Here is a 26039-nt window from a genome sequence, read left to right as displayed (position 1 = left end):
AGTCAAAGTGACGGTTGGCTTGGTGTTTATGCCTATTTTGTTGGTGTTAATGTCACGTTGAGAAAATATTTTTCAATAATATAATCTCGGGAAAATATATTTTGCCAAATTACTATGTTCGCTAAAAATACGCTGAAATTAACATTAGGTCTTACGCTTACATCTCTTTTATTGAGTGCATGTGGTGGTGGTGATGGAGGAGACAACACACCTCCAGCTAGAAGCAAAGGAAGCATTTCCGGTATGGTGTTTGACGCCCCAGTCAATGGCGCCAAGATTGAGGTTTTCGAGTTCAAAAATGGAAACTTAGGTCGGAAGTTGGCTAACACGACGTCTGATGCCTTCGGAAACTATCTGCTAGAGTTTGAATCGTCGTCAATGCCTCTTTTTGTTGTTGCAAAAGAGGGGAGTTATACCGATCCGTTTACAAATGAAACGGTATCTGTGAGCAATGCGAAGACACTTAAATTTGAAGGTGTTGTGAACTTTAAAGAGGGGAGTGAGCAAAAGTTAATGCTTACTCCGCTGTCGAACTTGGCAGCAGGCTTGGCAAAGTACAAAATTTCCCAGGGGGCCACAGATGAGAGTGCCTTTTCAACTGCTTTGGATAGTATCAATAGCATGTATGGTTTTGACGTAAATGAGACCAAACCTATTGATATTACCAAAGGTGGGCAAAGCAGTTTTGCTAGTACTGGGCATCAATACGGCGCTTTATTAACAGCATACTCGTCTTACTCTTACGATCTTATAAAAAAATACGGCAACAGCGATAACGTCTACACTTCAATGCATTTCGCTGACATCCAATATCGGGATGTTATTGCAGATGGTGTTCTTGATGGTCTTGAAGTGAGCCAGACTTCAGGAGCAGTGACTCCCCTCAGCTTTGGACAGAAAAAGATAAACAGCGACGTTTACACACGTGACTTATCTCAGCACGTTTTGATCGTGGTAAACGACCCAAGTATCAATATTTCAGGTACTGATGCTGCCGACTATGTCGACTTTAGTAAGAAGCTTAATGACTTAGGTACATATGGCAGTACAGATGGCGTCATTCCACCGCGAGATGGGACGGAGATTGATACCACAGCGCCTATCGTGACACGCATTGACCGTGATGTACTTGCAGGCACCGATAAAGTTGATCTAAAAATTGTTGATGATATCGGTGTAGAAGACGTATCCGCCTTTATTCAGTATCAGATTAATGGCTCTTGGTCTGGTGAATTTCAATGTAACGACATACAAGATTTTGGAAGCACATTCTGTTCGGTTGAATTTGATGATTTTGAAGTTGGCCTTCGAGAGACCAACGTTAAAGTTAACATTAATACCAAAGAGATCGATAGTGTAGATATGAACCCTGCCACAGGGCTCTCAAACGTAACAGCAGCACGGTTAGTCTTATATACAGCGGATGTACTGGGTAATGAGTTAATTCCAGGCAGCCATTCGGGTCTTCATATCAACTTTGAATGGGATAACGATGCGCCTGTTATCGATATTACATCGGCGAGTGCAATTAATAACCAACTTAAAGAATACGTTCTGAAAGGGGTTGTAAAAGAAAGCTCGCAAGAGATTAGTTCGGTCAGTATTTCATTTAAAGATGGCTTACATGAGGGCGTCACATGTTCTCCTGTCACTGTAGAGTCTGGAAATGCTTGTGAGTTTAGTAAGGCTTACCCAACTGATGAATTCCTATCTACGACGGTCTTTGAGGTTCGAGCGAGGGATAGCAAAGGCAATACGGGCTCTGCGCAGCATGCAGTAAGTCGTGACGATCAAGCGCCAGCACAGACGATAACCTATCCTGAAGGTACGTCAATGACGTACGTAAATGTGGGTTTAGATGGTGAACGAACCACTTACGATGGTATCTACTCTCAAGATACGTACACCCCAGACAATGTTCAAGCAAGCCGCGATTTCCTGAAGATTGATTATGCGTACGCAAGTTTAGGGATTCAGAACTCATTAAAAGGGATAGATTTTAGTAACTTCAACGCTAATTTATTGAAAGAGAATAAAATCCCTTATGTTCGTGTGAAAGTTTCAGACGTAAACACCGATACGGTTTTAGGCTCCAACGCTAATAAGCTTAAGCTCGTCGTCAAGTACTTCGTAAGCCAAAACAACGATAACAACTACTCACTTCAGCAAGTTATTGACACAACCGCATCCGATGACGATTACATCGCAAAAATTCCGCACGAAACGCTATTAGATAGCAATGGGCGAGTAGAGGATGTCATCTATTACATTCCTTTTGTAAGAGATATTTTGGGTGACAGCTTTAAATCGGTATCAGAAAACAGTAGTCAAAAGTTAGTCATTCAAACCGTCGATGAGTCTGATAACGAAAGCACTCCAAGAGAAGTATATTTTAGAAGTAGCTTTGACCTACCAACCATAAAAGTGGTGACACCATTTATTGGTGCGCGAGCTCAACTTGAAGGGTTGAGCCCAAGTGGTGAATTCACTTCACTTGCAAGTTGTACCACTATCCAGCAACTGGAAAGTGACCAGTCTATGGCTCTTGACGTAGCGAGCTGTGAAACCACAACTGACGTAGTGAATTATGATTTCATGCGTGTTCGTTTAATTGGTATCGAAGGTAGTGAGCCATACTATTACCAATGGAAAAGAGATCCAGGGACCAAGAAAGTAACGGTTGACTTAAACAAGGCCAATATTGGTGTGTATTTTAAGCTCAAAGGTTCTCAAACTTACTATATTACTGAACTATCGACATATCAGACTGGTTTGTTTGATTTCCAGTGGGATCAAGTGACAGCGGGAGAGAAAACTTCAGAACGTGCGATTCAAATTCTTGATGAGGTGCGCTACGCGTTATCAGGTACGAATAACAACTCATTCTTTGGGTTTGATCCAACGGTTGTGTCTTATGCAACCAATGAAATGCTTACGACTAAAGCGATTCCAGACAAGCCATCAAATGACTATCTACACCGATTCCTTGTTGAAGCAATTGATAGTATTGCCGAGAGAATGCCAAGAAATAACTCATTAGATTTTGCATCTGCTATTTACGATGATTTTAGCTACGATGGAAAAGCAAATGGTATAGGGGCCGGAGGAAGTCAAATTACGCTCGATTCTTACACGTTTGGCGCTGAAACTTACCGAAAAGATCTGGCGCAATCCTATTATGAAATCATGGCGAGCAAATACGGTATTGAGACCAATATCGCGCAGCTCTATGCTGATGATATTTCGATGGCTAATCCTGACTTAAATGGTAAGAACATTTTTGATACAGAGGGTAGCAGTATCGATACCTTGCCGCCGCAGCCAAAATTAACCATTGAAAGCGGTAGAGAGACGATGGTTGGTAATAGGCTTTATATCGCTGGCGAGGTTGTTTCTAAAATTGTCCTAGACGATCCTTCTGGTATTGTAGGAACCGACGCTTACGGTCCGAAGTTTAGCACGATGTGGTATCAAGCTAATGAGCCAAATATCGAAATACCACTGGACATCAACATCGTAGAAAACTCAGACAGCAGCAATGCTTATCGAAAAGAGTACTTCTTCACCCTTAACTCCCAGTCTAGTGAACTAAAAGATATTATAGAGTTTGCCGTGGAGACCAGTGCTATGGACCCACATGGCAATGCGTATGGTTACAATGGTAAATCTCCGTTTATAGAATCGGTGTTTATTGATAACGACTTCCCTAAGGCCAGTTACCTTCCACCGAATGATGTCGATGGTAAACCTGTAGAAAACGGTATTTATTTAAATGCGAACAATACTCATGAATTAACCTTCAAGGTTGAGGATATTGTTGGTGATAAGCTTGCCTCGAGGGGCCTTGTTTTCTACCAGCAAACCGGTGAAAAAGTAACATATACACCAGAAAACTTTGCAAGTAACTCGAAAGACGCGTTTAAAGTCAAACTATGTACGGGCGAGATTTGTTCAAATCAAGGCTCTACGATTTATCCTGGTGATGGAGATTGGTTAGTTGTTGCAGCAGCAGAGGACAACTTAGGTAACTCCGTTTCAGAGTTAACTAGCACCGCTCCGAGATTCAATATTCGTATCGACTCTGAAGCCCCTATTGTAAAAAGTGAGCAGGTTCAAAGCCGTTTAGGTGGTAATAACCAATGGACACCTGTCATTGATTGGGGGACGTTAAGCTCTGGCAATAACGTAAAAATAGATTTGCGCCGCGGATCTGGTCAGGCTCTGACATTAGAAAGCTGTGACCCTCTAACAGAGGCGTGTGACGTACCATACCTAGTTGGTGAACAGCCTGACGTCAAAGTCCAACTGGTTTCAAAAGCATTTGATTACGATGAATGGAATGAATTTTACGTCACTGCGACGGACAACGCTTACCCTGCCAATGTTAGTACAACAGGGAAATTTACCTTCCAAGTCGATAACAAAGGCCCTGAAATCATCCTAAATACGCCTTGGGTTGAAGACACATTGTCTAAAGAGAACTATGTCATAGGGCGTGAGTTCAATGTGCGATTTAAATCCGTAATAGACGATTCAGACCTTGAGCAAGTCTCGCTGTATCAAAGTGGTAAAGATTCGCCAATTAAGACAATTGTGCCAACGGATTCATCTAAAGAGTTTGTCATGTCTCTTATCAAGAGTGACACAGATAAAATAGACATTTCTGAAGATGAAAAAACAACGTCATTGTATGTAAAAGCAACCGATATATATGGTTTTGAGTCTAGTTCTAACACGCACAAGGTTATTCTTGATCGTGATGGGCCAACATTAGGATTAAGTGGTTTCAATGCGAATGACTACTACTTAGGTAACTATGTCTTTGACCTAACGGCGCTAGACCTAAATGCTAACGGTGATGTTTCAATTAATGGCGTAAATAGAGAAAGCCTAGAGTATTGGACGTTTAGCGATCTGGAACCATTACCTGGCTCTCCTGGTACAAAAATCAATGAGGATCTCAAAGTGAGCCTTGGTGATTTAGGTACGGGTACACACAAGATTCGTTTAAAAGGGTCTGATGTTCGTGGCAACACAACCTTAACCAGTGATGAGCAAGATTTTACCGTCAAAGTGTACAACTCAATCCCGCAGGTGACGCTGGCGATGAGTTACACGGATGGAACGCCAATTACAAACAACACCATCTATCAAGATGGGAATATCGTACTTACGCTTGATATTGTTGATGATAGTGGCGTTGATCGAATTGACTCAACGTATAGATTCTCTGGAGAGCAAAACGGGACTAACTTTACGTTCTCAGAAACCGCAGATGGCACTTGGACTGCAACGTTGCTTTCTACACAAATTGCCAAAGATGGTAATTATGAACTTGATATCAAAGTTTATAACAAAGTTCGTTACCTTGATGAAAAAGACCGAAAGGTTGGAAAAGTAAACCAAACCTTTAGCGTACAGCGTGAAGGCGTGGTTCTAACGGTTGAAAGCCCGCTGGACTTCCAAAATTACTTATCTGATGGTGTTCTTGATGTCACCTTTACTACATTGAGTGCGGTCAAAGCCAAAACGTTAGAGTGTTGGGTTCGTGAAGAATACAACTCTCTAGATGCGCCACCAACTAATGAGCAACCAACTTCTGGTGTTATCAACGTATCGCAAGAACCTTACAGTTGTAGTGTCAATGTTGGGCAAAACATGACCAAAGCACCTGTTACTTTGATCACTAAAACCTTGGGTACAAATGGGCGTGAAACGATCAACAAGTTCAATTTCTCGATGGTGGATATTGATGCACCGACAGTCGTAGATGGTAACTCATACAGTTTTAAAGGAAGTGATGTTTGGTTTGATGAAGCTTTGAAGAAGAAGATGCTCACATTTGAGCTCTCTTTTAATGATGCTTTATCAGGCGTGAATACCGAAAGTTCAGATGAATATCCAAAGTTGGTTCGTAATCTTGGCAACAAAGCTTATACACCAACGACTTGTGCCAAAGGTGTTGGAAATATCAAGTGTACGTATTCTGAATCCTATGCCGATATTATTGATGGCCTGAGTACAACTCAAGAATACAAAATCAAGAACTTATCTGATTTAGCAGGAAACTTGACGCCAGAGCACGATCTATTGCTTGAATTACCTAAAGGTTCGGTAGTCGTTGAAATTACTGATCCGGTTGGAAACACAACCATTAATGGTCAGCAGCTTGTCGCCAAGTTCAGAATTAAGCTGTATGAAAACTCTAGGCTAGACAATGTGATGGCCAGGTTTGGAACGGAATCCTACAACTATAAAGATAATCCGGAGAAGTTTGCACAATTAGAGGTGTGTGCAGATGATCCAACCTACAAGTGTTCAACATTTACAAGTGAACTTCCTAGCGATGCGGATGGAAAAACGATCAGGACGACGATTACAGCAACGGATGTTTGGTCGAGAGTCGGTGAAGCGACCGTTGATATTAAAGTTGACAATACATCTCCAAGTGTTGGCGATGAGATTATCGTAACTGAATCGCCAACAAATCCAGATAATGTTCGTTTTCGTTTCGACATAACAGACACTGGTAGCAGCCTGGCAAAAGTAAACTATTCAATTTTAAACCCAAGCTATCAAGAAGAAAGAGTAGAGGATGGGAACGGTTCATCTACGTACTTTGAACTACCGAAATCTCAGTTAGAGGGGCGTGGTTCAATCACGGTTGATATCAAAGCGACAGATAGTGTTGGGCTATATTCAGACATCAGAAAAGTCATTGATATTAGTGTTCCTAAAGTCACGGTTGATTTCGATGGAATTACGAGTTTGCAGGGGGGCAAACTGTTTTTTACCAAGGCGAGCCAGCCGTTTACGGTATCTACTGTGGAAGGAGAAAGAGTGAAAGCTTCACAATATTCTGTGGAGCTTATTCCAAGCCTCGGTGATTCCTTGCGTTACTCAGGTGATGTTATCTCATCTAGTGGTAATGGAATGATGAACTTTGCCGTCGATAACCAAGGGTCATACACCCTTAAGGTGACGGTGACGGACTCAGTTGGAAGAGAGAATACAAGCTTTGAATTACTGGGCAAAAGTTATGATGGAAAGGTTATCGAATCTATTGTTGATTATGACGCTCCAAGTATTTCGGGCTTAAGTGCTAATCAAATTTCTAAGGTACCGACAAACGATAAGTATCAGCTAGAAATTAGCGCATACATTACAGATAAAAATTTAAATCTCGTCACGTCAAAAGCGGTGAGTGGTGGCAGCACTGTGGCTCCTCAAGCGATTACTGAGCCGACAACCGAAGCGGGACCTTATGTCATAAGCTATTTGTTACCTAAAGGCGATCATACGATCACGGTGGCAGCAACAGACAAGGTGGATAACAAGAGTGAAAGTTCTATTGACGCGCATGTGGAAGCGGCAACCGTTCCCGGGCTAAGTATATCTACTGCTTCAAGCGCCCCTCTTTTTGGAGGTGAAGAGATTACACTTACGTTTAACTTTACAGAAGAAGTTACTAACTTTGATATCTCAGATGTCCACCTTGTCGCTAGTGATAACGGCGCAACAGGAACGTTAAAGCAAGATACGTGGTCCACGTCAGACAACGTTACGTGGACGGTTAATTACATCAGTCCAGAAAAGCAAGATAAAAACATAACAATACAGGTAGAGGATGATAGCTACCAAAGTACCAACACCATTCCTGGAAAAGGAAGCAGTTTAAATATCGCGGTTGAAGGAACCTTACCAAAACTGACCAATGTGACATTTAACCCTGAGCATCAGAGCGTGGGGCAAAGCGTGAGTGTCTCGCTTCAGTTTGATAAAGAGCTCCAAGAGGCGACCGCTACGCTTGGCGGAAATCGCATTAGTTCTCTGTCAGCAACGGCAGATAAAAAGGTCTGGGTTGGTGATGTACAAGTTCCGAGCACCGCGCTGTTAAGTGTCGACTTGGTTGTTAGTCAATTTAAAGATTTGACTGGCAACATAGGTGAGGATAACACCGCTCACGAATTACCGATCACGCCAACCTTAGCTATTGCGCCAGTGGGCAGTGTGGATGAAACGCATGCCGCCACGCTACAATTCGAAGGCACGTCGACACGTTTTGACGGTCAGTCCCTGCGTCTTGAAGTAAAAGCCCAAGGCAGCGCGACGGTATTGAAAAGCAGCAGTGCGACGGTACAAGCCGGTGGCAATTGGACCAGTGACGCGATTGATATGAGTCACCAAACCAACGGCACTTATACCGTGATTGTGACAGGGACGAACTCTGCGGGCATTGAAGTGAGTGAAAGCCAGAGCTTTACACTGGCGCAGTCTCTGCCAACGCTGACTAACGTGACGTTTACGCCTGAGCACCAAGCCATCGGCCAAAGCGTGACGGTGACGCTGGAATTCGATAAAGATCTGCAATCCGCCGCAGCAGAGTTAGGTGGTACGACGATCACTTCATTAGTGGCAACCGCGGACCCAAGTGTTTGGACTGGTGATGTGGTGGTACCAAGCACGTCAGAGCTGAATGTGGCGTTGCTTGTTCGTGACTACCAAGACTTATCAGGAAATACCGGTAGCCAGAACACGGCTTACTCCATGCCGATCACGCCAACTTTAGCTATTACGCCAGTGGGTAATGTGGATGAAACGCAAGCCGCCACGCTACAATTCGAAGGTACGTCGACACGTTTTGACGGTCAGTCCTTGCGTCTTGAAGTGAAAGCCCAAGGCGGCGCGACGGTATTGAAAAGCAGCAGCGCAACGGTACAAGCCGGTGGCACTTGGATCAGTGACGCAATGGACATGAGTCACCAAATCAATGGCACTTATACTGTGATGGTGACGGGGACGAACTCAGCGGGCATTGAAGTGAGTGAAAGCCAGAGTTTTACATTGGCGCAGTCTTTGCCAACGCTGACTAACGTGACGTTTACGCCTGAGCACCAAGCCATCGGCCAAAGCGTGACGGTGACGCTGGAATTCGATAAAGATCTGCAATCCGCCGCAGCGGAGTTAGGTGGTACGACGATCACCTCGTTAGTGGCAACCGCGGACCCAAGTGTTTGGACTGGTGATGTGGTGGTACCAAGCACGTCAGAGCTCAATGTGGCGTTGCTTGTTCGTGACTACCAAGACTTATCAGGAAATACCGGTGGCCAGAGCACGGCTTACTCCATGCCGATCACGCCGACCTTAGCCATCACGCCAGTGGGCAATGTGGATGAAACGCATGCCGCCACGCTACAATTCGAAGGCACGTCGACACGTTTTGACGGTCAGTCCCTGCGTCTTGAAGTAAAAGCTCAAGGCAGCGTGACGGTACTAAAAAGCGGCAGTGCAACGGTACAAGCCGGTGGCACTTGGACCAGTGACGCGATGGATATGAGTCACCAAACCAATGGCACTTATACTGTGATGGTGACGGGGACGAACTCAGCGGGCATTGAAGTAAGTGAAAGTCAGAGCTTTACACTGGCGCAGTCTCTGCCAACGCTGACTAACGTGACGTTTACGCCTGAGCACCAAGCCATCGGCCAAAGCGTGACGGTAACGCTGGAATTCGATAAAGCATTGCAAGGTGCTGTGGCGGAGTTAGGTGGTACCACGATCACTTCATTAGTGGCAACCGCGGACCCAAGTGTTTGGACTGGTGATGTGGTGGTACCAAGCACGTCGGAGCTCAATGTGGGGTTGGTTGTTCGTGACTACCAAGACTTATCAGGGAATACCGGTAGTCAGGACACGGCTTACTCCATGCCAATTACACCGACAATACACCTAGACGTTATCAACGATGTTACTGGAGTGGAAAGCATGACAGTAAGTGGTAGCAGTGAACGGTTTGAAGATGGTGAGTTCATAGATATTAAAGCAGTCGACGCTGATGGTACAGAAGCCACAGGCATGGCAACCGTGCTTTCAGACTCATGGACAACTGATTTAGATCTTTCAGGACTGAAGGAGGGGGTAGTGACGATTTATGTAAAAGGTACCAACAAGCTTTCCGCCTCTGCCGAAGAGGCTCAAGCAACATTTAACTATGATCGTTTCGCAAGTACAGCCTCCTTAGGTGCTGTTTACAACCGATATTTTAGTGATAACAAAACTTTAAAAAGTCCCAAAGAAATAAAGCGAGCGTTTAGCTCGCTTTATTTCTTTGGGACTTTTTGTGATATTTATCAAAATAATTGCCTTTATTGATAAGTTACTCGAATTAATGAATCGTCTTAATACAAGGCTGAATAACTATAATAACTAGGCCAATGTTGCTTTTAGGTGTGTATGACGTGATTGTGATGGTCGCTCGGCAGGTGCTGTGGTGAATGTGTCGCGTTGAAAATCTTTTTAAATATTATATATTTACGATCGTTTCTATACTCTGAGTATAGTGTTCTGCATGAGGTCGATGGGTAATACCTCGCCTCTTTAACTCGCGATGAAGCAAATTTAATCCTAGCAAGCTTCAGAGCAGTTACTTTTGTGAGTGCGTAATGCGCTCACCTTTTTATTTAAACTTCCTCAGTAACAGTCAATTTGTTGTTTGTTGCTGAGGAGGGCACCTCATAAACTTCTGAATTTCCTCGTGCTTACCTGAAGCGCACGTGACTACAATTTTTGTTAACTTCAGTCCATAAATTAAATTTTTTTAGATAGTAAGATTTTACCATTTTGACAGAGTGGGTGATGTTACTGGCTTTTATTGTGGTCAAATCGCATGTTTTGATAGCAAAAATCACCATTTTTTTAGTGTTTTTGATTTCGGGCGATTTTTCTATCTCGTTGAAAATAAATGGCTAAGTAAGTAGGATACGCAGACCAAATCGTACTTGTAAGCCTTATCAGCTTAATTGTCACCGCAGCCATATTTACGATGTTGGTTGTGGAGAATTCAAATGCATTTAGTTTGCAAATTTATACTTAGCTCGAAGCTATCCTCCAACGAGCTATCTTATGTTCTTACACCGGACGAGTGTATAGGACAGCTTTCGCGTTTGCGAAATTCAGATGACATCCTTAGAAACCTCCCTAAAGAATTGGCGCAAAAGATTTCCATCTCTGCCAAAAAAACGACCAGCGCATTGCTAGCTGCGATAAGAATCGAATTGGGAAAAGGCAATTGGGTGTCATTATCTACCGTTGCACGTCGGTCGCCATTGACGGACTCTCAGCTGCAAAGCTTCCCTAGACTTAAATCACTCGTTGACTCTGTATCTGCTTCGAATGAAAGCAAAGCTTTTAAAGCAGGATACAAGCAGGTTACCGACGATGTTGCTTTAGTTCGTAGTTACACGCATGTCCCCTCTGAGCCAAGTCCAGATCAAAAAATCGTTGTCGAGTTTGCAGGGCAGTGGTCTAGCAACGCGGCATGTTTGATGTTGGGAAAAACGGAAGCTCAAAAAGAAAAAGTGACTGTAGGCAAGGCTGATACAGAAAACAAACACCGCAGCCTCGCGACATTTAAAGATCTCGAAGCTGAGGGCAAAACGCTCTATATCAAAATCCCTTGCACTGATCAGCCTCAGCCAATTTTGCTTAAACTCGCCGAAGATATGCAACCCGTTGATAAAGAAATTCAAATGGATGAGTGGGATAACGTGTTGGTGCCTGTGGTTCCGCTGCACTTCCCTGGTAGCGATAAATCAGATGAAGCTGCAGAAGTGTTTAAATCAGGCTACGTGTATGTTGTTTGGAACAATAAAATTTGGCGCGAAGTGGCAATTACGGAAAATGGTTACTTTTCAGATACGGACATTAATAGTGTTCGTGAAGGCTCTAGACCCAAAAGGCACGCCGATATCTATATGACCAATCCTGAAACAGGCGGTGTTTTCGCTTATGAGCCTTTCCAAATCGTGCAGAACGGCAAGGTGGTAAGTGAAGGCTCTTTGAATGGCTCTGGAGAGGCTCGAGTGTTCAACTTAGTTGAGGAAGAAGTTGAGATAGTCATGACAGGCTATGAGCCACAAATCAAAGAAAAGATTGAAACAAATTTGAGCCCTATTAATGCTTCTAGCCCAGTGGAGCGGAGCGCGCAAGGTTACCCTCTCCCGCATATATGGCTTCCTTACAAGATTAAAGGTGAGCCTCAAGAAGTATATTTGGCTTATAACAGTAAACGATTGAGCGAGAGTGAACTATCTCAACTAGAAAGTGATCCCGGAACCAAGGCCATAAAAGTCACTGATCTTAACCATTATAGCAGTGAGAAAAGCTTTAAAATTGGAGACGGTTCTGTTCGTCTGCTCTCAGTATTACCAAGTGCTGCGACCTCAAAACCTGAAAAATACGCAATGTTACGAAGCCAGGTAAATAAAAATGTAGCGGTCGTGTATTTACTTAAATCTGTCGAGATAGTTTTCGAGTATCCGGGCTATACGACGCTGGACGAGTCAGATGATTACTTTGAGTTAAGGCAAAGCGATGGTGATTGGTCGCAGCGAGTGTGCTTGCGCCAATGTATAAAAAAAGAGAATGGTTCTAGGTTGATTCGTTTTACTGGTTGGCCTGCAGAGGTTAAAGAAGTGGATCTTCTCCGTGGTTATCAGGGCAATAGTCATCACGGAAGAGATAATAAAACGGTCATTTTTGCTCAAACACCCATTGCGGATTTACTGGCTTATAAGAAAAAAGATCAGCCAAGTTAACAAAACAACTTATTCGGGTTGCGTTGTCACATTATTAAACGCGATCGAGAAAGATAACGAAGAGAATATAAGATGAACCTACGTCATACATTATGCTTGATTACCTTAGCGGTCTTATCTGGTTGTAATCAAGAATCAGCCAAGGAACCAGAACAACACGCGCCAAAACCTCAGACGGTTCAAGACCGAATCGCAGAAAAAAATGCTCAACAGTGGGAAGATGGTCGTGTTTATATTACAGAAAACAATTACGTTATTTATGACAAAGAGACGGGTAAACCTAAACACTTTATTTTTAAAGCTAAAGAATGGCCACGTGAAGATCTCACCAATGAAAGCTCTTATGATTTACCACGTGTAGTGTTTCGTTGGGATAACGCCCGAAATGAAGCGAAAGACCACTATGATCAAAGGGATAAAGTGTGGAGTATCAAAACGGATGGGACGGACTTGCGTCTGGTCGCAGATGAGTTTGTTGGCAAAGTTCGTCTAATGCGTGTCTCTCCAAATAATCGCTACTTGGCTTTGGCCTATTCGGCCTCAGAAGGGATGTTTAAAGTAATTAAAGATCTTAAGACGGGTGAGTATATTGAACTAGGTCGTTCACGTGGCTACCCAGAGTTTCTATGGGCAGAAGACAGCAGCTATCTTTACTACGTAGACAAGTTTAAAGACTGGAAGTACACCTTAGCGACAGGCGACAAACAGCAAGTAGACACAGAGTTTAATGAGTATTCCGTGATTCAAAAAGGAAAAAGATACGTACTAAACGACTTTGGCGTTGCAGTTTATGATGAGGCAAAAGACGAATTTCTCTTTAGCACGGGAATTAATCCTGATGAACAAAATCTGGGTGATTATAAGTTTAACAAACGTAGTATTAGTCCAGACGGTAAGTACGCTTGGGGTGAAAGTAGGAAGTTTCGTTATCTAATTGATATCGAGCAGGATTCATTTCAACAAGAAGAAATTGTACCGCGAGCGGTAGGTAAACTGCGCTATTTTGAAATTTTGAGTAAAGATGCGAATTATGCTCGGGATGGAGCGGCGCGGGCCATCCTCAGTAAACTAAAAGAAAATAAAGAATTTGGTTCTTATTTAAAATGGGAGCAAATAGGGACGGGCCATAGTGCCAGTAACTCTTCTCTTTACAACGCCTTTGCCAACAATGGTGATTTTGTTAAAGGGGATGAACTGTGAGCACTCATGATACCAGTAACGCGATACCTTTGTGTGCAAATTACTATTTGTTTGGTGTTTATTATGAGGGGGAATTTAACTCTCAAACTAAAACAACTGAATTCCCATCTTGGCATTCAGAGGAAAGCTTGGTAAGAAAACAAATCGCTAATATTCGCCCTTTAGCGAAAGTGCCGATGCTTAACGTCACTGATAGCGATAGCCCTAAGCTTTGGGCTACCGACCATAAATTTAAGTTATGTTCACTGGGTAACGGAAAGCCCGATCAATATGGGGCTTTTGAGGTCCTGACACCAGAGCACACAATTCATGCGTTAGGTAGGGATCTACCCAAAGAGGGTGAGCAGACCTTCACTTTCCGCTTTCCGCCCTTGCCTTTAATAGCTTCACTTTCTGAGTTAAACCCCAAAGAGTTAGCTACAAAAGTTGCAGAGTTGAGTAGCCAGTTGGAAAACAGCGAAGCAAAACTCACCTTGACAGAGGTCAGCATTGAACAATTGGCTAAGCCTTACGAACCAGCTGCGAACGGGGGGCTCAGCGAAGAACAGGCAGAATATAATAAGTGGTATGAAGATGTAAGTGAATCGGGAGAGACACTAAAAGGCTTCGTTTTACCTGTTGTGGCGAGTTGCGCGGTGGTTTTTTCTGATCAAGGCTATGAAAGTGCGACGGTTACTTTGCAAAAGTTTGACTCAACCAAAGAAGGTGGGGAATACAAAACGATAGGCTCTTCAGTACAAGCGGCATTACCTGAAGATGAGCTTTCAGAAGAAAATGCTAAGCAATATCCATGCGCGATGTTTCACGTTGATCCTGCTGATTTTAAAGAAGGCTTATACAGTATCCGTGTCGAATTTATTCCAAGCCAGATGAAAAATGGTGTTCCACAGTTCATTAAAGACGCTCATATTCAGCAATTTTCTGAAGGCTTAGATACAGTCTATACTTACGAGCTACGTGAACAGATTACCTTTTCTTCAAGCACTCCGTTAGGGAAATTTGCCATTGTCAGTGGCGATATGATCTCCCTTGAGGAATCCTTGATTTATCAATACCCTCAGTACTTTGGAAATATGAAACATTACCTTCACGGTAATGTACAAGGTATAACAGCCAATACGCCAGCTTCAAGGAGTATTGCGTTACTCAAGAATATCCGAGATGTGTCTGCTCAGCTAGGAGCAGGGCTGCTGAGCGGTAGCTTGCAAGACACTTTAGACCGTGATGGCCGCCAAGCGGTGTTTAATAACGTCTCGAAACTGTATTGGGATGCAGTTAAGTCCGAGATGCCGCCTGCGATGAAAGCGGCGGGCGAATTGTATTACGGTATTTACAGTACGAAAGAAGCGCTTGATAAGTTGCAGGAACTCCACACTCCAACTATCGCGGGTGTTGGTTGGAAGGCGCTATTTCACGATAAGGTTTTTAACACCAATGAAGCTCGGTCAAGCGCACTTGCACTTTCTTTAGAATCACGTCTGGGTAACCGACGTGTGGTTGCCGGGCGAGTTGCGGAAGCTTGGCTTTCTGGTGGTAAAACCGTTGGTTTTAATGGCTTCGGAACGGGATTGACAGCACTTAGTTTGTATAAAAAAGCTAAACAGCTGGTTAATCAAAATAAAAAGGTTGATAAAGCAGAGCAAGGAACAGAAGAAGTTACAAAAGACTACCTTGCTCAAATTCCAGTTTGGAAGACAGCTAACCATATCCAGGAAGAAAAACTAGAACAGGCTTTAAAAGATGCGCGTGATCAATCTGGCAATCAGATTGACGCCATTCTCGTAAATAGCTCTAGAGGCGCAGGAATAAAAATAGAATTTGCCTTTAACTCGCGTGAAAAAGAGTTAAAGGAGCATACACCTATATTTAAACAGCTTGCTGCTTCTCTTGCCAACGTTTTAGAGAATGAGCCAAACCTTAGAGTAGAGATAGAAGGGCATGCTTGCCAAGTCGGTACCGAGAAAGCAAATATGCAGGTCTCGGCAGAGCGCGCAGAATATGCGAAAAAACTGCTCATGAAGGAGTTCCCTGTTTTTGAAGGTCGTGTTTCGGTAGCCGCTTTTGGTGAAAGTAAACCTGTCTATGTTCCCAAACAAGGTGAAAAAGTCGACCGCAACAACCCTAATCTAAGACAAAACCGTCGGGTTGTAATCCGTATTTACCTGCAATCCCTGAACATATTCTTTCATCCCAGTCGCTATGGCTCGCATGCAATGGAACGCTCTAGGCTTGCTCTAGAAGCTGAGATGGTTGCGCAAGATAAAGCAGAAGTCGCACTGCGAATGGCGATTTTTGACAGTGTCGTTGACGTCGCTTCCTATATTCCTGCCATAGCTCCTGCGGCAAGAGGGTTTATGCTTGCCATAGAGGGGTCAAAGACAGCAATATCTGCGGTGAAAGTGATTGATAGTTTAATGTTGGACTCCTTCCTAGAAGAGTTAAAGCAAAGCCATGAGGTTGTCAGTGAGCTTGAAAGGTTGGCAAAAATACATATCGAGTTACTTAACGATTTGCGACGCAGTAAGGTAGATGTAGGTATTGAATGTAGGTCTTATCAGGAACTCATTACTCACCTTGAGAGCGAAGAAGTTCGTAAGGAGGTGTTAAAACGCTACCAACTACGAGCGCTTGCTATTAATGGCTTAGTGTTATTACTCGCTGACCTAGGATCTCAAACCAAACGGAATTCTAATATCTCGTTTAGGTTTTTGGTTGAGCGTTACAAGGTGAAGGAATACATTGAGAACTACATTTTGAGCGATGATTGGTCTGTACATACGATCAAAGGAAACACCTTAGCGGCTAACTGGAAGAACCGTTGTGATAACGAGTACTACACCGAATTATCGACAAAGATGCCACAAGGTGCGCAGCATTGGCCTGCTCCAATAACAACTAATAGCAAAGTTTCTCATCTCTCTATAACCGAAAACAGGGATAGCTTTAAAGCGTCAGGTGCATTTAATCAAATCTTCCCGATACAAACCATGTTGTTTGAACACCCAAATGAAACGATGTTTGATAACTTTACCGAGTCATTTAACCCGCAGGGAAGTGAGTTAAAGAAAGATGAAATCGGCTATTGTCGAATACTTGTTCAGTCAGCGCGTTATACTGAAAGTGATGAACCAGAATGGATGTCATATGATAGTTGGATTCAGCAATCTAGCAACAGTCGCCTAGGTCCATACGATAAAGTGAAAGTGCAGTTGATACTTAAAAAAGAACACAAGTATGCGAAGCCAGTTACGATTGGCTACGATCGCGTTGACGGGCTCGAAAATATTAAAGGCCCAGCTTTCAGTGACTGGATGCTGCCAATGAAGGTTAGTGACTTCAAAACTGATCCTGATGGGCGAATAAGTGCTTTTTACAAGCAACAGGGGATTGATGACGGCGCTACGTTGATTGCTATTGAGCATATTCCCTCATTCCGCTTCGGTGATGTGATGATCGACGGTATGAAACCAATGACCTCTAAAGCAAAGCTAATGTTCTCTGATGCAATGTTCAGTATGGCAGTTTCCGGAGCAGCGATATCGGGTCAGCCAAGCGACTATTTTGCAGAAGCGGATTCCTTTAAGCGCTATGTAAAAGGCGGAGGCTTCCAAAATATGCGTTACTGCTTGGGAATTAGAACGAATCAAGGGCAACATAGTTTTTACTTACCACAAGAGTACAGTCTGGGGCAGAAGTTTGATGATGCTGAAGATGAGTTGCAGATTGGCGCTTTAAGTACAGAAACTAGACTGGTTTTGCTTGATACCTACTTGGGAGAGCAGCAACTGCGTCTACGTGAACAGGACCTTATGGTAGAGAGCTTTACCTTAATGGCAGGTGAGGGAGACAAAAATACCATCCCTATACTTCATGGCATTAAACAGCAATTGGTGGCTATAGACACCAAAGCGTCTGGTTTGAACTTTTTCAGTGAAAGAAAGTGGTACCAATCGGCTGATAATATCTGGCGTGATGGTTTCTCATGGGGAAACAAAAAGAAAGACGATCCTGCCAGTATTTATGTACTGATTTTGGGTGAAAGTCATGAAAAAGCACTTTATGAACGTTTGGGTATGCCGTGGGAAGCAGTGAATATGTGCATTCAACTGGCGCTCGACGGAAATGATGGCAAGCCAGTTAAAGGTCCTCTTTACTTCACCGATATGTATCATATTGGTGAGTTTGCCTATAAAAACGAAGAATGGATGTTTACTGAATCTATTTCCGAAAACCATCGAGAACAAGTTGATGCCATGAGTGAGTTTATAGGTGAAGCTGTAGGTAGTCTCACTAAAGAGAATGAACTATCTAAGAGCAAAAACTATACGATGTACTGCATGAGGTTTAACTTGGAATATGTTGCACCAACGGGAGTTAGGTTAAAAGGTCTAAGACCGTTTGGTGGTGTAATTGGTGGTAAAGCGAACTTGGAGCTTTCGGTTGCTCATCTAAAACAAGTCGGATTAAATGGAGCTGATGACTATGATATTGGTCGTGATGCTGTAATTTCTATTCCTTCTTTAAATGCGGATAGTGCTTTGGCTGGTAATTTCTTTAGTGATATGCCTTGGTTAATTGAGAAAGAGTCGACAGAGGAAGGCGTAGACAAGTCTGCGGCTGAAACTTGGAAGCAGTATAACGAATCTCAACGCAAGAAATGGTTGAAAGATTGGATTGAGAAACAACCTGCGGTAACTCAAGCACCCAAGCCCTTGGAAAAGTCACTTGATAACCCTTCCTAGGTGCAAAAAAACCGCCTTCGGGCGGTTTTCTTTTCTTATCACTTCATACTGAATTTAGAAGTTTCTTTTTAACCCCCATCAACCAGCTGCAGAAATGTCGTATTTCTTCATCTTGTGGTTGAGTGTGCTCATTGGCAGCGCCAATTGCTCAGCGGCCTTCTTGGTGTGCCAATTACACGCATTTAAGCAATCGATGATCACTGTACGCTCGTATTGGCTGACAACGTCCTTAAGGCTCTTTGAAACGTCTTCTAAATCCGCTTGTGCTTGCTGCTCGTAAGCAGGTTGCTCTGGGGTAGGTGAAGCTGCTTTCATGTCGATACTTGGTACATCTTCTGGGATTTGTTCGCCAAACTCAATGTGAGTAATGGTTTCAAAATCGGACAGTAGCACCGAGCGCTCGATGATGTTCTTAAGCTCACGCACGTTCCCTGGGTATTGGTAGGCAAGCAGCTGTTTACGTACGTTGGCACTTAACCCTGGCGCTTGCGGCAAACCTAGCGTGTTGGTGGTGTGTTGCACGAAATGTTCGGCAAGGGGAATAATATCCGATTTGCGTGCTCTCAGTGGTGGTAATGTAATAGGGAAGACATTCAAGCGATAGAACAAGTCGGCACGGAATCCGCCATCTTTAATTTGCTGCATAAGGTTACAGTGTGTTGCCGCGATAACGCGAACGTCCACCTCAATCTCTTTGCTGGTACCGATAGGGCGAACTTTACGCTCTTGCAGTACACGCAGTAACTTTGCCTGCAGTAGCATTGGCATATCGCCAATTTCATCTAGGAAAAGCGTGCCGCCGTTGGCTGCTTCAAACAAACCGACTTTGTCTTTGTCTGCGCCCGTAAATGAACCTTTCTTATGCCCAAAAAGCTCAGATTCCAATAACTGCTCTGGAATAGCCGCACAGTTCTGAACGATCAAAGGTTGTTCTGAACGATTAGAGTTTTCGTGAATGTATTTCGCGATCACTTCTTTACCAGCGCCCGTTTCACCACGCAACAGAACGTCGACAGGAAGAGATAGCACCTTATCAAGACGATTCAAGACATTGAGCATTTCTTCGCTCTCTGCAATAGGACCTTGATAGGCTTTCTGAGTACGTTTTTTGAGCTGAGTGTTCTCGCGCACTAGGGCTTGATTGTCGGCATTGAGATTTTTAATCACTTGCCCATATTGCTCTAACCAAACGGCTTGACGAATGTTACTCGCTGCCATTCGACAAAACTCAGTCAAGGCTGCCTCGTTGTCAATGACATTCAAATCGAGTAAGACTAACAGCCCAATGGTTTTGCTTTCGCTATCAATCAAAGGCCAAGCCAGTAAGTTCTCGCTTTTTAGTCCCAATGTCTGCTCTGTTTGATAAATGCTTTCACAGTCGTAGCCGTTGTATTTGTATAACTCGTTAATCAACACCACTTCACCATTACGAATCGCAAAGTTAAATGGGTCGTTCTCACTGGCTGAGTCTAACTGTAATGCTTCCCAAGGGTGGGAAACGATAGTTTTATCGTTATGGTGAGCGGTACTTGGAATCAACGCCTGCCCAGTCTGGTCCAAAACGTAAATGATGCCGTGCTTTGCGAGGGTCATTTGTCTCGCAGCGGTCAACACAGCATCCAACGTTTGGGTAAGCTGGCTGCGATCAGCCAAAGACTGACTGATCGCAAGTAGGGCGTTACTAAGTTCGCTATGGTTAGCTGAACGCATAGGTTAGTGTTCCTTGCTCATCGACAGACACTTCGATTTGCGTATGTGAATCATCCTTGTCATGCACCAATAGCTGAGTCGATAGTTGCGGCAGCAACTGACGGTTGATGACCGCGTCGATATTACGCGCGCCTGTTTCAGCAAGGCGACAGTTACCTAGTACGAACTCAACCAAACTTTCTTCGTAGCTCAGAGACAATTTGTGATGGCTCTGTAGACGCTGAGAAACTTTGTTTAGCTTGTGGTGAATTATTTCAGTCATTGCTTCATCAGACAGTGGAACAAATGGCAGTACCGACATACGTGCCAACAGCGCCGGTTTGAAGTGTTGGTTCAAAGTAGGGCGAATAGCTTCTGCTATGATGTTCGCATCGATGTCTTTTGATTGATGAACCAAAGATTCAATTTCGTGCGTTGCAAGGTTACTGGTCATGATGATCAGCGTGTTCTTGAAGTCGATTGTGCGGCCTTCGCCGTCGTTCAGCGTGCCTTTGTCGAACACTTGGTAGAACAGGTTCAACACTTCAGGGTCGGCTTTTTCCACTTCATCAAGAAGAACAACAGAATATGGACGTTGACGAACCGCTTCTGTCAGCATGCCGCCTTCACCGTAACCTACGTAACCCGGAGGTGAACCGATTAGGCGAGATACCGTGTGCTTCTCTTGGAACTCAGACATGTTAATGGTCGTCATAAAGCGCTCACCACCAAACATTTGATCAGCAATTGCACGAGCAGTTTCGGTTTTACCCACGCCACTTGGGCCAACCAGCAGGAATACGCCTGTTGGTGCGTCTGGGTTGCCTAAGCCTGCTTTTGCGGTTTGAATGCCTTCAGACAGTGCATCGATAGCGTATTCTTGGCCTTTGATGCTTTGTGTTAGGCTTTCTTTCAGTTTTAGCGTGGTTTCTGCTTCGTCTTGAAGCATCTTACCCATTGGAATACCAGTCCAGTCCGAGATCACATGGCTGACTTCATCTGGGCCCACTTCAAAGTGAACCAGTGGGTTGCCATTGCGGATTACATCTAGCTGTTCTTGGCAGGCCGAAATTGCAATGCGAACGGCTTCTTCATCCATTTCTGCATATGGAGAAACGTCTTGCTCTTGTTCTGAATCTTCGTCTGCAACAAGCTCTTCTTCATTTGTTTCGCCAAAGACCAGTTCATGTAAGCGAGAGCGTAGAGCAATCATCTCTTGGATCTGCTCTTTTTCTTTGTGCCATTGCGCTTCTTGTTCTGCTAGCTCTTCTTTCGTTGTTTCCATTGCCAGTTTTAGGTCTGGAATGTTAGCAAGGCTGTGCTTGTCGCCAGTTTGCTGCAGAGCATCACGCTCAAGTGCTTCAAGCTCGCGTTGTTGAGCTGCAAGTTCTTGTTGCAGTGTTTCTACAGACGCCGGAATGGCATTTAGGCTGATGTTCACACGCGCGCATGCTGTATCTAGAACATCAATGGCTTTATCTGGCAGTTGACGACCAGAGATGTAACGAGCAGAAAGGGCTGCCGCAGCAGTGATAGCATCGTCACGCACGTAAACGTTATGTGATTTTTCATAAGCAGGGCGCAGACCACGAATGATCAATGCTGCTTGTTCAGGAGATGGTTCGTCGAGTTTCACCAATTGGAAACGACGTGCAAGGGCAGGATCTTTCTCGAAGTACTTCTTGTATTCCGACCATGTTGTCGCAGCGATGGTTTTCACTTCACCACGCGCTAGGGCTGGTTTTAGCAAGTTTGCCGCGTCGCTGCCGCCTGCTTGGTTACCACCGCCAACAAGGGTGTGTGCTTCATCGATGAATAGAATGATTGGAGTTGGTGAGTTTTTCACTTCATCCAATACTGCGTTTAGGCGTTTTTCGAATTCGCCTTTTACGCTTGCACCAGCTTGCAGAAGACCCATGTCCAGGCCGTAAAGCTCAACACCTTTGAGGTTGTCTGGTACGTCACCTTGTACAATCTTAAGTGCCAAGCCTTCTACTACTGCGGTTTTACCAACGCCCGGTTCACCAACAGCAATAGGGTTGTTTTTACGGCGACGAGCAAGAATGTCCACGATTTGGCGGATTTCTTGGTCACGGCAGAAAACAGGATCGATTTCGCCTTTGCGTGCTTTACCAGTGAAGTCTGTCGTGAACTTGCTCAGTGCTGAGCCATCCTCACGAGCTTGTGTTTTCTCTGAATTAGCAACTTGCGCCTCAATAGAGTGGCTTGTTAGTTCTGCAAAGTTACGCTTAAGGCTGTCAGGATTTACCGCCTCAAGGATAGAGGCGTAACCATGTTGGCCGTAACGGAGAGGATTGCTAACAAGAGTAAGGAGTAGGGCGCCAGAGCGGATTTGTGTTTCGGATAGATCTAAAGAAGAAACCAGCCAGCTTTCTTGCAACCATTCGATTAATAAAGCAGAAAAAACAGGTTTGCTGCCATTTCCTTTGGCGTTGGTGTCGAGTGTGGATCGAACCGATTGTCTTAATAAGTTCTCAGAACAATCAAAATGACTTAATAAGACGTCAAAATCACTATTTGGCCTTTCTAATAGACTCAGTAAATAATGCTCAATTTGAACTTCGTTTGCTTTTTCAGAGACTGCAAGTGCAGCGGCGTCTTCTAATGCTACTTTTGCAATCGGGTGTAGACGCTGAATTAATGAAGAAAGGTTTATATTTATCATAGCCATTTTATTCTTTAGAGGAAAAGAGGTAGCGACTATTATACTAAAAGTGATTGCGTTCTTTTTTTATCAAGATATTTTGACTATCGTTTGTTGGTTATTTTTAATGATTATTGTGACATTAATGTTTGTGGTTATTTCAATGGCGTTGTTATTCTAAATTAATTGATAGTAAAAGTGTCGGATGTATTAGTTTTAATGACTTTATTTACACAGTTTTATATGGTTATTTTCACTTTTTAAAGTTAGAACAATTTATTATTATCTTAATCCAACTTTTTGGTTTTTTATCCAATAAATTGTACTCAAGATATTAGTGAATAATGTCTTAATTTATTTAAGTTGTTGTTTTTATTGTATTTTTAAAGTTGGCACGGACTTTGATTATACCAAGTAGTCGCGGTGATAAGCGATTTGGTGATTTAAACAAAACAGATTTTAGAAAAGGAAATAGCGATGCCAACTCCAGCATATATGTCTATCCAAGGTGAGACTCAAGGCCATATTACTAAAGATACTTACTCTGCAGATTCAGTAGGTAACACATGGCAAGAAGCTCACGTTGATGAGTTCCTAGTACAAGAACTTGATCACGTGCTAACTGTTCCACGTGATCCACAAAGTGGTCAGCCAACTGGTCAACGTGTACACCGTCCACTTGTTGTAACTAAAGTTCAAGATCGCTCATCTCCACTACTATTCAACGCACTAGTATCTGGCGAAAAACTTCCTGAGTGTGTGATCCGCTTCTACCGTACTTCAGTTCAAGGTAAACAAGAGCACTACTACTCAATCAAATTGATTGATGCGCTACTTGTCGATATCCAAACTCGTATGAACCACTGTCAAGACGCAGCAACAGCTGACCGCGTGACAGAAGAAGTGCTTAAGTTCACTTACCGTGCGATCGAAGTAACTCACGAAAACTGTGGTACTGCGGGTAACGACGACTGGCGTGCTCCACGCGAAGCTTAATTGCTCGTCGCGTAAAGATTCAGGGCCAACGATTGTTGGCCCTAATTCGATTATTTGTATCAGGTAAAAGATATGGTGAATGACGTAGAATTTAAATTTGAAGTGCCTGGATGTGGGCATGAATTTCGGGTTGAGAGCTTTCATGTTCATGAAGAGTTATCTAAGCCTTTCCACATCAATCTCTCATTACTTTCACTTGATCCAGATATCTCGTTCGATGAGTTAATACGTAAAGCAGGAACATTGACACTTTACGGACAAGGTGTTGGGGCTGCGCGTGTGTTCAACGGCGTGGTGAATGAAGTTCGTTACTTAGGGACTGGACGTCGTTTTTCTCGTTATCAATTAGTCTTGGTTCCTCAAGCTTGGTTCTTATCTCAGCGCCAAGATTGTCGTATTTTCCAGCAAAAGTCAGCGCAAGACATCATCACAGAAGTACTCGATGATGGGGCAGTCACCGATTACCGATTTGAAGTGTCGGGTACTTATCCTCCAAAAGAATACGTTCTGCAATACCGTGAGTCTGACTTGCATTTCGTGCAGCGTATGATGGCTGAACACGGTATGTGGTATTACTTTGACCATAGCGATTCAAATCATACGATGGTCATTGTCGACAGTAATGACGCGATTGCACCTTTGATAAGCTCGCCACTAAATGCTTCTTACATTGGGCCGATTGTTTATCATGCCGATGGTGGCGGTGTTGCCGATCGCGAACATATCTCTGATCTCGAGTTAGTTAACCGCGTTAGAACGGGACAGGTTACGTACACAGATTACAACTACGAACACCCTAAAATTCCACAAGAGATGACACAGGCTGGCGAGCTAGACCAAGATCTCAAGCAGTTTGATTATCCTGGACGATACGTCGACCCGCTGATGGGGCAGGTGAGAACCACGGAGTGGATGTCGGAACACATAGTCGATAATCAACAAGTGGAAGCAACGAGTGACGTAATGCGCTTAGCATCTGGTTACAGCTTTAACGTCAGTGACCACCCGCGCTCTGAGATTAACCGCGATTACCTCATGTTGTCTGTAATGCACACAGGTCAAGATCCGCAAGTGCATGAAGATGAAGCGAGTGGTATGCCAACCACTTACTACAACCAGTTCTCGTGTATTCCACGTGATGTGGTGTTTAAAGCGCCTAAACTAGCGGCACCAGTAGTGGATGGCCCTCAAACGGCGGTCGTTGTAGGACCAGAAGGTGAAGAGATTTACACCGACAAGCTTGGTCGAGTGAAAGTACAGTTCCATTGGGATCGCTACGGTGATAACAACGAGCATTCAAGCTGTTGGATTCGTGTAAGCCAATCCATGGCGGCGCCAACATGGGGCGCAGTTTATTTGCCGCGTATTGGCCACGAAGTCGTAGTAACTTTCCTTGAGGGGGACCCAGATCGTCCGTTAGTTACGGGCGCAGTTTACAACGGTTTGCATTTCCCACCGTACTCTTTGCCAGAAAACAAAACTCGTACCACGTTCCGCACGCAAACGCACAAAGGAACAGGTTACAACGAGTTGAGTTTTGAAGACGAAGCGAACCAAGAAGAAGTCTATATTCACGCTCAAAAAGACATGTCGACCAAGGTGCTCAACAACCGTTACCGTGATATCGGTCAAGATGAATTCTTGAAGGTTGCACGTCACCAAACGAATGAAGTTCATGGTGACCATAAAGAAACCATTCATGGGCATAAAACGACACAGGTAAACAGTACGTTTACCGAGACAGTCGAGCAAGACGTTACCGTTACATACAACGCGAACGAAGCCCAGTATGTGAAAAACAATTCTGACTTAGAAATTGGTGATAACCGTACGACTAAGATCGGTAAAAATGATGACTTAGATATTGGCGAAAACAGTAACCTTACTATCGGTGCGTCTAAGAGTTCAGATATTGGTGCGGATGATAACCAGACGGTTGGTGGCAACTTAACGGTATCAGTGAAAGGGAACACCGCTTATAAAGCTGATGGTGCAACGCAAATTATCAGTGGCGACAAGATTGTATTGAAAACGGGTGGTTCCTCTTTAGTGATGAACAGTGATGGTTCAATAAAGTTATCAGGCTCGGCTATTACGATCGAAGGCAGTGACAAAGTCGTCGTGAAAGGTGGCAACGTAGTGGTTAACTAA

Annotated in this window: 8 protein-coding genes; 6 read left to right on the top strand and 2 right to left on the bottom strand. The window is 43.8% G+C overall.

What is annotated here, in order from left to right; all coding sequences use genetic code 11:
- The first annotated feature begins 114 nt into the window (after positions 1 to 114).
- From R7O12_RS08200 to R7O12_RS08185, 4 genes are all read left to right on the top strand, one after another.
- Positions 115 to 10152, top strand: coding sequence for a tandem large repeat (locus R7O12_RS08200; RefSeq protein WP_318125743.1), 10038 nt, complete (start codon positions 115 to 117; stop codon positions 10150 to 10152).
- A gap of 692 nt (positions 10153 to 10844) precedes the next feature.
- Positions 10845 to 12596, top strand: a complete 1752-nt coding sequence (locus tag R7O12_RS08195) for a hypothetical protein (protein WP_318125755.1) — start codon at positions 10845 to 10847, stop codon at positions 12594 to 12596.
- Positions 12597 to 12668: 72 nt separating this feature from the next.
- Positions 12669 to 13796, top strand: a complete 1128-nt coding sequence (locus tag R7O12_RS08190) for a hypothetical protein (RefSeq protein ID WP_054577785.1) — start codon at positions 12669 to 12671, stop codon at positions 13794 to 13796.
- Positions 13793 to 18538, top strand: coding sequence for an OmpA family protein (locus R7O12_RS08185; protein ID WP_318125742.1), 4746 nt, complete (start codon positions 13793 to 13795; stop codon positions 18536 to 18538). Before R7O12_RS08190 ends, R7O12_RS08185 begins: the two co-directional genes overlap by 4 nt.
- 78 nt (positions 18539 to 18616) lie before the next feature.
- Here R7O12_RS08185 and R7O12_RS08180 read toward each other — a convergent pair whose 3' ends face one another.
- Together R7O12_RS08180 and tssH are read right to left on the bottom strand one after the other, a co-directional pair.
- Positions 18617 to 20248: a sigma-54-dependent Fis family transcriptional regulator gene (locus tag R7O12_RS08180; protein ID WP_017820382.1), complete on the bottom strand. Its 1632-nt coding sequence runs from the start codon at positions 20246 to 20248 to the stop codon at positions 18617 to 18619.
- Positions 20235 to 22913 (bottom strand): type VI secretion system ATPase TssH, encoded by a 2679-nt coding sequence (gene tssH, locus R7O12_RS08175; RefSeq protein ID WP_021035954.1) that lies wholly within the window; start codon positions 22911 to 22913, stop codon positions 20235 to 20237. The genes R7O12_RS08180 and tssH overlap by 14 nt, the downstream gene beginning before the upstream one ends.
- Positions 22914 to 23369: 456 nt before the next feature.
- Here tssH and R7O12_RS08170 point away from each other — a divergent pair, with 456 nt between their 5' ends.
- Together R7O12_RS08170 and tssI are read left to right on the top strand one after the other, a co-directional pair.
- Positions 23370 to 23888, top strand: coding sequence for an Hcp family type VI secretion system effector (locus R7O12_RS08170; protein WP_005373415.1), 519 nt, complete (start codon positions 23370 to 23372; stop codon positions 23886 to 23888).
- A gap of 72 nt (positions 23889 to 23960) precedes the next feature.
- Entirely contained in the window at positions 23961 to 26039 is a 2079-nt protein-coding gene (gene tssI / locus R7O12_RS08165) for a type VI secretion system tip protein VgrG (RefSeq protein WP_005373412.1), read from the top strand.

The organism is Vibrio sp. Vb1574 (genome assembly GCF_033338675.1).
The sequence above is the reverse complement of the archived record's forward strand: the minus strand, read 5'-3'. Positions and strand labels throughout refer to the sequence as shown.